The organism is Marixanthomonas sp. SCSIO 43207, assembly GCF_019904255.1.
In the GTDB taxonomy this organism is placed as follows: domain Bacteria; phylum Bacteroidota; class Bacteroidia; order Flavobacteriales; family Flavobacteriaceae; genus Marixanthomonas.
Genome location: NZ_CP063203.1, coordinates 801,139 through 813,723, shown reverse-complemented (window position 1 = coordinate 813,723; position 12,585 = coordinate 801,139). Strand labels below are relative to the sequence as shown.

13 protein-coding genes are annotated in these 12,585 nt (G+C 34.0%); 8 read left to right on the top strand and 5 right to left on the bottom strand.

Annotated features, from left to right (window positions below):
- Positions 1 to 27 precede the first annotated feature (27 nt).
- A complete protein-coding gene (locus INR76_RS03695) occupies positions 28 to 768 on the bottom strand; it encodes a 1-acyl-sn-glycerol-3-phosphate acyltransferase (RefSeq protein WP_223109314.1) in 741 nt (246 codons plus the stop codon).
- A gap of 86 nt (positions 769 to 854) precedes the next feature.
- Between INR76_RS03695 and INR76_RS03690 the strand changes: the two genes are divergently transcribed.
- Entirely contained in the window at positions 855 to 2,372 is a 1,518-nt protein-coding gene (locus tag INR76_RS03690) for a hypothetical protein (RefSeq protein ID WP_223109313.1), read from the top strand.
- A gap of 30 nt (positions 2,373 to 2,402) precedes the next feature.
- Positions 2,403 to 3,371 (top strand): tryptophan--tRNA ligase, encoded by a 969-nt coding sequence (gene trpS / locus INR76_RS03685; protein ID WP_223109312.1) that lies wholly within the window; start codon positions 2,403 to 2,405, stop codon positions 3,369 to 3,371.
- Here the strand turns inward: trpS and dprA are convergent.
- The gene (dprA, locus tag INR76_RS03680; protein WP_223109311.1) at positions 3,368 to 4,474 is read right to left on the bottom strand and encodes a DNA-processing protein DprA; all 1,107 of its coding nucleotides are present in this window, start codon (positions 4,472 to 4,474) and stop codon (positions 3,368 to 3,370) included. The genes trpS and dprA overlap by 4 nt on opposite strands.
- 98 nt (positions 4,475 to 4,572) lie before the next feature.
- On the opposite strand from dprA, the gene INR76_RS03675 reads away from it, so the two are divergent.
- The 6 genes from INR76_RS03675 to INR76_RS03650 all read left to right on the top strand — a co-directional run bounded on the left by INR76_RS03675 (position 4,573) and on the right by INR76_RS03650 (position 9,176).
- Positions 4,573 to 5,526, top strand: coding sequence for an SPOR domain-containing protein (locus INR76_RS03675; protein WP_255592774.1), 954 nt, complete (start codon positions 4,573 to 4,575; stop codon positions 5,524 to 5,526).
- A 66-nt stretch (positions 5,527 to 5,592) separates the two neighbouring features.
- Positions 5,593 to 6,102: an acyl-CoA thioesterase gene (locus INR76_RS03670; RefSeq protein ID WP_223109957.1), complete on the top strand. Its 510-nt coding sequence runs from the start codon at positions 5,593 to 5,595 to the stop codon at positions 6,100 to 6,102.
- An 88-nt stretch (positions 6,103 to 6,190) separates the two neighbouring features.
- Positions 6,191 to 6,769, top strand: coding sequence for a methyltransferase domain-containing protein (locus tag INR76_RS03665; protein ID WP_223109310.1), 579 nt, complete (start codon positions 6,191 to 6,193; stop codon positions 6,767 to 6,769).
- An 82-nt stretch (positions 6,770 to 6,851) separates the two neighbouring features.
- Positions 6,852 to 8,195: a rhodanese-like domain-containing protein gene (locus tag INR76_RS03660; RefSeq protein ID WP_223109309.1), complete on the top strand. Its 1,344-nt coding sequence runs from the start codon at positions 6,852 to 6,854 to the stop codon at positions 8,193 to 8,195.
- A 5-nt stretch (positions 8,196 to 8,200) separates the two neighbouring features.
- Positions 8,201 to 8,758: a YeeE/YedE family protein gene (locus tag INR76_RS03655; RefSeq protein ID WP_223109308.1), complete on the top strand. Its 558-nt coding sequence runs from the start codon at positions 8,201 to 8,203 to the stop codon at positions 8,756 to 8,758.
- Between the two features lie 4 nt (positions 8,759 to 8,762).
- Positions 8,763 to 9,176, top strand: a complete 414-nt coding sequence (locus INR76_RS03650) for a DUF6691 family protein (RefSeq protein ID WP_223109307.1) — start codon at positions 8,763 to 8,765, stop codon at positions 9,174 to 9,176.
- On the opposite strand, the gene INR76_RS03645 is transcribed toward INR76_RS03650, so the two are convergent.
- Genes INR76_RS03645 through INR76_RS03635 form a run of 3 tightly spaced genes read right to left on the bottom strand, consistent with a single transcriptional unit; the run spans position 9,177 to position 12,577 of the window.
- A complete protein-coding gene (locus tag INR76_RS03645) occupies positions 9,177 to 10,415 on the bottom strand; it encodes a murein hydrolase activator EnvC (RefSeq protein WP_223109306.1) in 1,239 nt (412 codons plus the stop codon).
- On the bottom strand, positions 10,415 to 11,191 hold the full coding sequence (locus INR76_RS03640) for a DUF4292 domain-containing protein (protein WP_223109305.1): 777 nt from the start codon (positions 11,189 to 11,191) through the stop codon (positions 10,415 to 10,417). The genes INR76_RS03645 and INR76_RS03640 overlap by 1 nt, the downstream gene beginning before the upstream one ends.
- Before the next feature lie 3 nt (positions 11,192 to 11,194).
- Positions 11,195 to 12,577, bottom strand: coding sequence for a lipopolysaccharide assembly protein LapB (locus tag INR76_RS03635; protein WP_223109304.1), 1,383 nt, complete (start codon positions 12,575 to 12,577; stop codon positions 11,195 to 11,197).
- Positions 12,578 to 12,585: the final 8 nt, after the last annotated feature.

Here is a 12,585-nt window from a genome sequence, read left to right as displayed (position 1 = left end):
ACCGTCCTTCGCCATAGGACGGTTTTTTTATACAGTAGGGTTTGAAAGTTCGTCTTTGATAATCTTATGAGTTGTATGATTTAACATACGTCTATCTTCCATAGCCAAAATTTTAGTAGGCAAGGTTTCGTGAACCTTAACACGCATTTTACCAGGGCTGGCAGATAAAAAAGAATAAGAGAATCTCTTTTTATTATCGTGAAAAGACATAGGAGCAATAGGAATGTTATGATCTATTGCCAGTCTAAAAGCCCCATCTTTAAAGGTGTCTAGCAGCACTGAATAATCATCTGGAACACCACCTTCAGGAAAAATACAAACGCTTAACCCGCTGTTTAGTTTTTGCTGCGCCCTTTTAAAAACTTCCATGCGGCTTTTAGGGTTATCCCGATCTACTAAAATACAAGTGCGTTTATAAAAAAAGCCAAATACGGGTATTTTTGCCAATTCTTTTTTACCTACAAAAACAAATGGATTGTTTACTACGTATAGCATTAACATTATATCGGTCATTGAGGTGTGGTTGGCCACAAACATGTAACTCTTCCCTTTAATGTATTTGGTTTCTCGTTTTATTTTGGGTGTAAATCCCATTCCGTATAAAATAATAGTGCCCCAAATCTTAGCCAATTTGAAGAAAAACGGATACCATTTCTCCTTAAGAATACTAATAAGTAGTATAGGAAATAATACAAGTATAGGGACAGTAACTAGTATATAAAACCAGATACGATATAAAGCTATTAGGATGTATTTTAAAAATTTCACGAAGTCCAAAATTACATTTTTACGGCAATCTATGGCCTAATTTTTTATATTATCACATTTGTATACATTTGTCAAAACTATTTTTAATGCGCTATTTACTACTACTCTTTTTTTTTGTCTCTAAAATTACATACTCACAGACCGAAAACATTAAAGTTCCTATTGACGGAACATTAATATTCTCTAGTAAAACGGCTATTGTTCCGTTGGCTAATGAAAAAACGGGAGGTTTTTCTTTTTTAAAAGTTGATAAAAACGATATTGAAGCTCATCAAATAGATGAGAAAGGAACGGTTTTAAAAACAGTTGAAGCAAACATTCCTAATAAAGTAGGTTCTTTTTTAGATGCTATTCATCTACAAGATAAGCTACGTTTATACTTTGCCAGAAAAGACAATATAGGTTTTATGGATGTTGATTTTTCAACTTCAGAAGTTCAGGAAACCATAATAGAAGACGTTTTTGATAAAAAAGAAACGCTCATTGGATATTATGGCACAAATAATAAGTTTTATGCTGTTTCAATTACAGAAGATTCTTTCATTTCAGTGTATGTTTTTTCTGAAAAAGAAGGTTTTGAAAAAATTGAATTTATTTCTGAAAATGATGTGTTAACAGAAAAGTATCTTTCTCAAAAACTATTCAGTAAAAATTCTATTATAAATATTTTTAAAATGGATGAAGAGGGTTCTTTAACCTTGTCTCTCAACCCAAAAAAAATATACGTTTCAGAAAATAAAATTATAATCACAGTTGATTATTATACAGATGAAGATGGTGCAGACCATATTACAGATATTATTGCTTTAGACTTAAAAACCAGAAAAATAAGCCCATACACAGTAGATTTTCCAAAAATTGACAAACAAAGACGTTCAAAAAAAGAAATTAAATCGCATTCATACCTTAAAAACGATTTGTTATTTCAGATGGTTCAAACAAAGCAGGAGGTGAAAGTTCAGGTAGTTGATTATAAAACAAATAAAATATTAGGTTCTTATAATTTTGATGATACCTCAATGGGCAATTTTACGACCCCTCAAAATTTAAAAATCCCCGAATACGGTATTAAAGATCCTGACGACATAACCAAAAGCAAAAAATTTTTAAGAAGACTGTATAGAGGAGACGCTGGTATTGTGGCATATGAAGACCAATCAAATTACACTATAAAAGTAGGTGCTATTCACATTCCTGAATCGGGTCATAGAATGAGTACAACAAATGATAGTTATGTGCCAATTTATACAGGTTCTCCAGTTTTTGCCATTGTATCTATAAGTGTTTTAGTTGGGTTAACAATAAATGATGCTGTTCAAGCAAATCCGCCTAATTACGGGACAACCAATTCGTTGTACTTAAATGAAAAAGAACTAGAAGAAGATTTTACTACTATCACTGTAAGCAAAGAAACCTTTGAGGTATCGGGTGAAAAACCCATTCTATCAGTATTTGAAAGGTCTAGAAATCACGAAGAAAGTTTACAAGAAAACAGAATACGATTGGTAAAACCAGCTTTGTTTAAAATAGGAGGAGTGTACTACTTCTCATATTTTTCAATAAAAGAAAGGTCGTTTTTAATTTCGAAGTTATCATCAAATTAAAGTACTTTTGCTGAAAGATTTAATTTTACAATGTCAAGAATACTCACAGGAATACAAAGCACAGGCACCCCGCATTTAGGAAATATTTTGGGTGCTATCAAGCCAGCAATTGAAATGGCAAATGATTCAAAAAATGAATCCTTTTTGTTCATTGCAGACATGCACTCGTTGACGCAAATTAAAGATGCCGAAACGTTACGAAACAACACCTATAGCGTGGCAGCAACGTGGTTGGCTTTTGGGCTAGATATTAATAGAGTTACTTTTTATCGCCAAAGCGATGTGCCGCAAACAGCAGAGCTTTCTTGGTATTTAAGCTGTTTTTTTCCTTATCAACGGTTAACATTAGCTCACTCTTTTAAAGACAAAGCAGGCAGGCTAGAAGACGTCAATGCCGGGCTATTTACCTACCCAATGTTAATGGCAGCAGATATTTTATTGTACGATGCAGAGATTATCCCCGTTGGGAAAGATCAATTACAGCATATTGAAATGACGCGTGATGTGGCTTCAAGGTTTCATGCAAAAATGGGCGAAACATTTGTGTTACCTGAAGGTAAAATACAAGAAAACACTAAGCTTATTCCCGGGACCGATGGGTCTAAGATGAGTAAATCGAACAATAATTTCATTAATATATTTTTGCCTGATAAAAAACTTCGGAAACAAATAATGGGAATCGAAACCGACAGCACCCCACTAGAAGAGCCAAAAAACCCAGATACTTGTAATGTATTTGCGTTGTATAAAATAATAGCTTCGGAAGAAAAAACTGCCGTAATGCGTGCCAATTATGAAAACGGTGGCTATGGGTATGGCCACGCCAAACAAGCCTTATTTGAGTTAATAACCGAAACGTTTTCTGAACAACGAGAAAAATACAATCATTACATAAACAACCTAGACGAAATAGATGACGCTTTAAAAATAGGTGCACAAAAAGCAGGTAAAGTAGCTGATGAGGTTTTAAAACGCGTGCGAGACAAAGTGGGTTATTAAACCACTTGAAACAATTTGCCGGGCAAAGGCCGTACAACACCTTTCAATTCCATATTCAATAAAATAGTGGCTACTTTAAAAGTTGGTATTTGACATTCTAGAGCAATAATGTCTAGCAACTCTTTATCCTTTTGTTTTAAAAACCGGTAGATTGTTTTTTCTTCTTCGGTTAATTCTACAAATAGCTGAGTTTGTTGTGGTTTTTTATTGGTTTCTTCTAGTTCCCAATCTAGGTGGTATATAAGGTCTGCGGCATTTGTTAACAAATGAGCTTGCTGTCTTTTTATGAGGTTATTGCAACCTTGGCTCTGTTTATCACTACTTCGGCCCGGTACTGCAAACACTTCTCGATTGTAAGAATTTGCAATATCGGCAGTAACAAGGCTTCCTCCTTTTTCGGCAGATTCTATCACGATGGTTGCTTCAGATAATCCGGCAATGATTCGGTTTCGTTTTAAAAAGTTATTTCTATCAAAAGGATCGTCGCTCCAAAACTCTGTGATAAAACCACCATGTTGTTCAACCTTGGTGACATATTTTTTATGAACTTTTGGGTATATTTGATTGAGTCCGTGAGCCAAACAAGCTATAGTTTGCAAGTTGTTGTCCATTGCAGCTTTGTGAGCTGTAATATCAACTCCATAAGCAAATCCTGAAACAATTATGGGATCGAGAGGCGCTAATTCTTCTATTAATTTTTCACAGAAAATAGTTCCATAGGTAGTTACTTTTCGAGTGCCAACAATGCTTATTATTTTTTTATTCTTTAAATCAATATTTCCGCTATGAAAAAAAAGTATAGGACCGTCTAGACAATGTTTTAGGCGTTCAGGATATGTTTTGTCAAGAAAATATGAAAATTCAATATCATTATCTTTGATAAAGCGAAGTTCGGCTTCGGCTTCTGTAAGTTGTTGGTTTTCATTAAGGTTTTTCAGCTTAAAGGAACCAATACCATCAATTTTCAGCAAATTGTGTTTTTTTTCTTTAAAAATTGCTTCGGCCGATCCTACGGCACGTAATAATTTTTTTGCTGAAGTATCTCCAAGATTAGGAGTGCGCTGTAAAGCAAGCGTATAAAGTAATTCTTTTTGTGATAACATAATAGAAAATATGCAATCGGGGAGTTTTTAAAAATACACTTTTTTAACTTGTTGATAAATTTTATGCCCGGTAATTGAAATACCTAAAAAATTAATCTATGTTTGTTAGTATGCAACTAGCCACTTACATAAAAGACTTACTATATAGGTATGAGTGTGTTATTATTCCTGGTTTTGGAGCTTTTTTAACGCAATATCAATCTGCTAGAATTGATGATGAAACCAATACCTTTTATCCGCCTTCAAAATCACTTTCTTTTAATAGACAATTACAAACCAATGATGGTTTGTTGGCAAACTATGTTGCCTCTGTAGAAAAGTGTAGTTATGAGGTTGCGATACAAAAAATAAGAAATTACACTTCAAAAGCAGCGCTTCAACTTTCAGAAGGTGAAACGGTAGTCTTTAAGCATCTAGGAGAGTTTTCTCTGAATACTGAAAAATCACTTCAGTTTACACCTTTTGAGACAGAAAACTTTAATACCGCATCCTTTGGTTTAAGTACATACACTTCAACAAAGGTTAACCGTGAAGTTTATAAAGAGACGGTTGAGAACCTTGAAGAAAAAGCGCCCATACACATTACCCCTGAGCGACGTGCTTTTAAACCTTACTTAAAATATGCAGCAGTTGGTCTTATAGCACTGACGTTAGGCGGTTTTGGAGGTATGAAACTTTATGAAAGTAAAGTGCAAAAACACAATTTTGCAGCTAAGCAAGAGGCTGACAATAGAATAGAAAACCAGATACAAGAAGCTACTTTTGTTATTGAAAATCCATTACCGGCTATCAAAGTTACGGTGCCTAAACAAAAAGGCAACTATCACATTATTGCAGGAGCTTTCAGGATGGAAGAAAATGCGGTAAACAAAATAGAACAGCTTAACAAAAAGGGATACAATGCAAAATTGATAGGAGTCAATAAATACGGCCTTCATCAAGTAGTTTATGCTAGTTATGAAAACCGAAGAGAAGCACTTCAACAACTTCGGAATATAAAGCGTACTGAAAATGAAGCAGCTTGGTTATTGGTTAAAGATTTATCTAAATAGATAATCAACAGTTTTTATTCCATTTAATTAAAAACCAACGTACCTTTGCAAAAACTATTTTTTGCAATGGAACCCAAAACAGCTTTAGAATCTAGAACCATCATTACAGACTTTGTTTTACCAAGTGAAACAAATCCTATAGGTAATATGTTTGGTGGCGAATTATTGGCAAGAATGGACCGTGCAGCTGGGATTGCTGCTAGACGTCACAGCCGTAGAATTGTTGTTACAGCATCGGTTAATCATGTTGCTTTTAACAAAATGATCCCTTTAGGAAGTGTTGTGACTGTTGAAGCAAAAGTATCTCGCGCTTTTAAAAGCTCTATGGAAGTCTATATGGATGTTTGGATTGAAGATAGAGAAAGCGGAATGCGTAGCAAAGCAAATGAAGCTATTTACACATTTGTAGCTGTTGATGAAATGGGAAGCCCGGTGCCTGTCCCTCCACTAAAACCCGAAACTGATCTTGAAAAAGAACGATATGATGCCGCTTTGCGCAGAAGACAGTTAAGTTTAGTTTTAGCCAAAAAGATGGATCCAAAAGATGCCACAGAATTAAAAGCACTATTTAATTAACTTTTTTCTTAAATCATCTTTCTCTTTTATTACTCTAGAGTAGATGTGCCTTTAAAAAGGTGTTGCTACTATTATAAATCTATAACCTATGTTTAATGAACTTTACTGGAATAAACGCTATGAAGAAAAAAACATGGGTTGGGATATTGGATATATCTCTACGCCTTTAAAAGAATATTTTGATCAACTCACAAATAAAGAACTAAAAATTCTTATTCCCGGTGGTGGTAATTCATATGAAGCAGAATACTTGTTTAATAAAGGTTTTACAAATGTTTATGTAGTTGATGTTTCAAACATTGCTCTTCAAAATTTTAAAAACCGAGTTCCAAACTTTCCTTCCGGTCACTTAATACAAGATGATTTTTTTAATGTGAAAGAAACATTTGATCTTATTATTGAACAAACTTTCTTTTGTGCTCTTACCCCCAAACTAAGAAGCCAGTACGCATCAAAAATGTACGATTTACTTCATTCTAAAGGTAAATTGGTAGGGTTACTGTTTTCAATTCCATTATTTGAAGACCATCCGCCTTTTGGTGGTAACAAAGAAGAGTACCTTTCTCTTTTCACGCCTCTTTTTAAAATTGAAAAGATGGAAAAAGCTTATAATTCAATACCTGAAAGAGCCGGGAATGAATTATTTATAATGCTTCAAAAAGGATAAAGTTGTTTACGTGTGTCAGTAACTAATGTTACAAACAAAACACCTTTTCTTTCTTATTTTTGTACTACAAAAACTTTAGTATATGAAAATTAAACAGTTTGAATATAAGCCATTAGCACATTATTCTTACGCAATAATAAGTGACGGAAAGATGGCATTGGTAGACCCAGAAAGAGATCCTATGCAGTATTATAAATTAGCTGAAGAAAACAATGCTACTATAACTGCAATTTTTGAAACGCATCCGCATGCAGATTTTGTAAGTTCTCATCTACAAATCCACAAAGAAACAGGAGCAACTATTTACGCAAGTAAAAAAACAGGAGCAGATTATCCACACACGCCTTTTGATGATGGTGATAGTGTGACCATGGGCAATGCTACATTTACAGCTATTAACACTCCTGGTCACTCACCAGATAGTATTACCATACAAGCCAATGAAGATGAAAATATAGCTCTCTTTACCGGAGACACACTTTTTGTGGGTGATGTAGGTCGTCCAGATTTACGTGAAAAAGCAGGTCATTTAAAAGCAAAACGTGAAGAGTTGGCAAAAATGATGTATAAAACTATCCAAAATAAATTTACAAACATACCAGATGCAGCTCTTGTTTATCCTGCTCACGGAGCCGGATCTTTATGCGGAAAGGGCATGAGTGCAGATGCATCTTCAAGTACTTTGGGTAATGAACGATTAGGCAACTGGGCTTTTAAAAACCAAACAGAAGAGCAATTTACAAGTCATTTATTAAGCTCTCAACCTTTTATACCTCATTATTTTGGTTTTAATGTTTCAATTAATAAAGATGGAGCCGATGTTTTATCAAAAAGTATCGGAAACGTTTCTATTCAATTGAATGTTTCAGAAATAGAAGATGATACCTTGGTGATTGATACACGTGACGAAGCAGATTTTAAGAAAAATCACTTGCCTAATAGTATTAATATAATGGCAACCTCTGCAACGTCAAAGTTTGAAACCTGGTTAGGGTCAACAGTAAAGCCTGAAGAGCCCTTTTACTTAGTTGCAAGCTCAATAGACCAGATTTCTTCATTACTTGATAGAACAGCCAAAATAGGGTATGAAAAACAAATTAAAGCGGTGGTTACATTGAGTAATAAAGACCTAAAGCAAACCCCAAAGCTTGATGTAGCTGAATTTAAAAATAACCTGGATAAGTATACTATTGTAGATATACGCAATCAAAGCGAAACAGAAGAAGGGTTGTTTTTTGATAACGCTCATACTATTCCACTTCATAAATTAAGAGAAAATGCATCAAATTTACCTTCTGAAAAACCAATTGTTGTACACTGTGCAGGAGGATATAGAAGTGCTGCTGGAAGTAGTATTTTGGAAAACCAATTTCCAAACAGCACTGTTTTTGATTTAAGTGATGCAGTAACTGAATTTAAAAAATAGATTTTATGAGTAGTATGTACGGCTCTTGGCCTTGGTATGTAGCCGGACCTCTAATTGCACTTGTTATGTTTTTACTGCTTTTTGCAGGTAAACAATTTGGCATGTCATCAAATTTGCGCACTATGTGTGCAGCAGGAGGAGCCGGGAAAGTTGCAGATTTTTTCAAATTTAATTGGAAAGAGGAGCGGTGGAATCTTTTAGTAGTTTTAGGCGCGATTATAGGAGGTTTCTTGGCCTCTCAATATATGTCAAACAATGAGGTTATCATTAACCCAAATGTAGCAGAACAACTATCTACAGATTATGGTATTACAAGTGCCAATCAATCTTATTTACCACCTGAATTATTTTCAGCAGAACAGTTGTCAAACCCCTTTGTATTGCTGGTTTTATTAATTGGCGGTCTATTGGTAGGCTTTGGTGCCAGATACGCTGGAGGTTGCACTTCTGGTCACGCAATTTCAGGGTTAAGCAACTTGCAATTACCTTCGTTAATTGCTGTAATAGGTTTTTTTATTGGAGGTTTATTAATGATTCACGTATTCTTTCCTATAATTTTTTAAAGGTATGAAGCAGATAGTTTATTTAAGTATTGGAATTTTCTTCGGAATTATAATGTACAAATCTGAAGCAGCTTCATGGTTTCGTATTTATGAAATGTTTCATTTTGGTTCTTTTCATATGTACGGTATTATTGGTTCAGCATTAATTCTTGGGGTGATTGGCATTCAAATTATTAAGAAAAATGATATAAAAGCAATTGGCAATCAACCTATGAAGTTGATTCCTAAAAAGAAAAGCCTATACCGTTATTTATTTGGAGGGATTATATTTGGCTTAGGTTGGGCTCTTGCAGGAGCTTGTCCAGGACCTATGTATGTCTTGGTTGGTTCTGGTTATTGGTCTATTTTAATAGTAATTTTTGGGGCTCTTTTGGGCACCTTTTTATATGGTGTTGTAAAAGATAAGTTACCTCATTAATTACATTCTAAAAATCCAATCTGCTGGATTCATTCGTTTAGTATTTTGATAAATAAGAAACTTTAAAGTTGTTTTACCGGAAAGAGGATTATTAAAAACTGTTCCTATCTCTTGTTTGGTGCCAACATTGTCTCCTTTTTTTACGGTAACGGTTGCAAGATTGTTATAAACGGTAATGTAGTCACCATGTTGAATATATACTGCCTTGTTGGCTCCTTTTAATTGTTGTATTTCTAGAACAGTGCCCTTAAAAACAGCTCTTGCTTTAGCGCCATTCTCAGTAGCAATTTCTACACCACTATTAAATGTAGTAACGTTTGGCAATTGAGGATGACGGTGTTTACCATAATGCTTTACTACAACGCCGCCTTTATTTATTGGCCAAGGTAGTTTGCCTTTGTTATTTGTAAAGTTTGCGGCAAGTTCTTTAGCTTCGGCATTTAAGGCAAAGGTTGATTCTCGAGTTGTAGTCTCATTTTTAGTTCCTGATGCTTTGTTTGATTTTGCAATTGCTTCTCTAATTAATTTTTCAATTTGTCTGTCAATAGCATCGGCCTTGCGTTGTTTTTCGCGTATTTGAGAGGCAAATTTACCTTCATCTTTCTTAAGAGATGCAATTAAAGCTTCTTGGTTTTTCTTTTCTTTTGCAAGTTCTCTTTTGGTTTTTTGATTTTCAACAATTAATGCTTCTTTTTTATTTTTTTGAGCTACAAGATCTTTATTAAGCTGTTGTAATTCGGCTGTTTTTTGCTTGATACTTTCTCCTTGTTGTTTGCGATGTTTTGTATATTGTTTCATATACTGCAAGCGCTTGTAGGCTTGTAAAAAACTTTCTGAAGAAAGTAAAAACATCACGCGACTTTGTTGTGACTTACTTTTGTAAGATTTTTGTATCATCGCTGCATAATCTTCCTTTAGTTCATCAAGTTCTGTTCTTAGGTTATCAATTTTTGTTAGATTGTTGTTTATTTCTCTAGTTAACAAATTGGCCTGTCTATTGGTAACTCTAATTAAATTTTCAGTAGCGCTTATTCGTTGATCAAGATCTTCTACTTGGTTTAAAACAGATTTTTCTTCTTTTCTGGTTTTAAATAATAAAGAGTTAATTTGTTTAATTTCTTGAAGAATAGCTTGTCGTTGCGCTTCAAGTTCTTTTTGTTTTTCAGATTGTGCAGTGAGGCTGGTTGCAATAAATAAAAAGCATCCTAACAAAAAATATGTAGCAAAATTACTTCGCATTACAATTCTATTTTTTCATATCCTTCCGGAATATTAAAAGGAAAACCAATATTTACATCCAGATCAATTTTTTTATAAATAACATCAATACTGGTTTTACTATCTTTTTCAGTAGTGTTAATCTTTATTTCTGAAGGGTAAAAATCTGTTCCTATTTTTTGATAATCTGTATACCGAACGTTTAACAACCTATCATTATTGGGTTGTGATAAACTTTCTGAAGCGACTTTGAAGTTTTCTGGATTTAAAAATAAAAAATGAATAAAATTCTGTGGTTGAATTTTAGGTTGCATTTTATACTTGTTTTGGGCTACAGAAGAGGTATAATCATTTTTAGATAACGTAAAAATAGATTGTCCTAATAAAATAGCTTGTGCTTTTTCAAAATTAATTTCGGTACCCAACCAATCACTCAATAAAGCATAATCTCCATCAAAGTAAGTGCCGCCAATGGTTTCGTAATATTGAACACGTTCTGGAGTAATATTGGCTTTTACAAGAGTTATACCCAGTAGTGAGCCTTTTACCCATATGGTTTTATCTTTTTCCATGCGTAGACTTACGGTAACAGCTTGCTGCGTGTCATCATCTTTGTACACTACTTGAATGCGAGCTGCCATTGTTTTAAAATTGGGCGAAGCGGCTTCGTGAGAATTGATAATGTTTTTAACAGAAATGTTTTCGTTTGCGGTTTTTGAGCCTTTTAATCCTTTGGTAGTACCACAAGAAGTAAGAATAACTGCAAAGGCTATAAAAATATATTTTGTATAATTCATTCGTTAGTTTGTCAACTTTATTTCTGAAGCTTTTTTACCGTATTCAGCGGCTTTTTTTGTGTCTCCCTTTAAGCTATGCGCTTGCTGCAATTGTTTATAAAAATCTTGAAGCATCGTGGGATTGTCAAATAAATAATCCAAGCCTGTTTCTAAACTTTCAATTGCTTTATCTGGATTTTTCAAGCTGTTTTGCGTCACGCCATTAATTAAATATAACAAGGGTTGCGCCGGAAAAACATCTAGAGCTTCTGTACTTAACTTTTGAGCGGCTTCATATTTTTGTAAATCAATTTGAAGTAATAACGTGTTTTTCAATAAACTGAAATTATCTTCATCTCCTGCAATCCCTTTTTCATAAAAAGACAAAGCAGTCTCTTTTTCTCCTTTTGAATTGTAATAACCTCCTAATTGCTCATAAATTTTACCTGAATTGGTTGTGCTAAAATTTGCAACAATTGGATCAAGTTGTGATTCGTATTGGGGGTTTTTCTCAACAAAATTGATAAAATCACTCAACACTTTGTACTTGCTATCTTGCTCTATTTCGGAAGCTGAAAATACAATTTTCATTGATTTCATAGCATCTTCAGGTTGATTTTCTTCCAAATAAAACTTGTACAGTGCCAAGTGTACTTTTTTGGAGTTTGGTTGATTTTTCAACAAGTCTTTTGCAGTTGCAAATGCCTTTTCAATATTTCCTTCTTCGCTGTACAAGTAAATTAAGTTAAGGTAATCTTGTTCCTTTTTTGGGTTTTTATCTATACGAGTTTCAAGATTTTCAATCTGGCCTTCGGTATTACCGGTTTGCTTATAGATTTGAGCTCTCAATGCATTGCGATAATCGCTTTCGCCCCACGTATCATCAAGATCATCAAGTACTTCTATGGCTTTATCAAATTGACGTGTTCTAGAATATAGATTGGCCAAATCTTCTTTATAATCTTCATCAAACTTAATTAATTGTTGCACCAGCGGGATGGCAGCATCATAATCACTTTTTTGGTAATAAACATCATATAAAGCTTCTAGCACATCAAGCCGTTGAGGTTCGGTTTTTAATACAGTTTTAAAGTTAGCCTCCGCTTCATCAAATTGCTTTAATTGAGTTAAGTTTTTGGCTTTTTCAAAAGCAACGACTGCTTGGAGTTTTACGTCATCTTTTGCTGCATTTTCAGCTTTCCGAAGTGCATCAAGAGCCAATTCATAATTTTCTATTCCTTTTTGTTTTAAAGCTTCAAAGAAATTTTCTTGAAATGCATCAGTTACATTTCCCAAATCGTCTGTAGGCTGTTCTTGAGGAGGTTCGGTTTGTTGCGCTATTGATTGCTTCGGAAATAAAATGATTCCGAAGAAAAGCAATAAAGTATATAAAAACCGGTTACTCAAATCACGTA

Bases quoted from the DNA above. Each gene is read 5' to 3' on its own strand.
- INR76_RS03690 (WP_223109313.1), top strand. From the start codon at position 855: ATGCGCTATTTACTACTACTCTTTTTTTTTGTCTCTAAAATTACATAC.
- trpS (WP_223109312.1), top strand. From the start codon at position 2,403: ATGTCAAGAATACTCACAGGAATACAAAGCACAGGCACCCCGCATTTA.
- dprA (WP_223109311.1), bottom strand. From the start codon at position 4,474: ATGTTATCACAAAAAGAATTACTTTATACGCTTGCTTTACAGCGCACT.
- INR76_RS03675 (WP_255592774.1), top strand. From the start codon at position 4,573: ATGTTTGTTAGTATGCAACTAGCCACTTACATAAAAGACTTACTATAT.
- INR76_RS03670 (WP_223109957.1), top strand. From the start codon at position 5,593: ATGGAACCCAAAACAGCTTTAGAATCTAGAACCATCATTACAGACTTT.
- INR76_RS03665 (WP_223109310.1), top strand. From the start codon at position 6,191: ATGTTTAATGAACTTTACTGGAATAAACGCTATGAAGAAAAAAACATG.
- INR76_RS03660 (WP_223109309.1), top strand. From the start codon at position 6,852: ATGAAAATTAAACAGTTTGAATATAAGCCATTAGCACATTATTCTTAC.
- INR76_RS03655 (WP_223109308.1), top strand. From the start codon at position 8,201: ATGAGTAGTATGTACGGCTCTTGGCCTTGGTATGTAGCCGGACCTCTA.
- INR76_RS03650 (WP_223109307.1), top strand. From the start codon at position 8,763: ATGAAGCAGATAGTTTATTTAAGTATTGGAATTTTCTTCGGAATTATA.
- INR76_RS03645 (WP_223109306.1), bottom strand. From the start codon at position 10,415: ATGCGAAGTAATTTTGCTACATATTTTTTGTTAGGATGCTTTTTATTT.
- INR76_RS03640 (WP_223109305.1), bottom strand. From the start codon at position 11,191: ATGAATTATACAAAATATATTTTTATAGCCTTTGCAGTTATTCTTACT.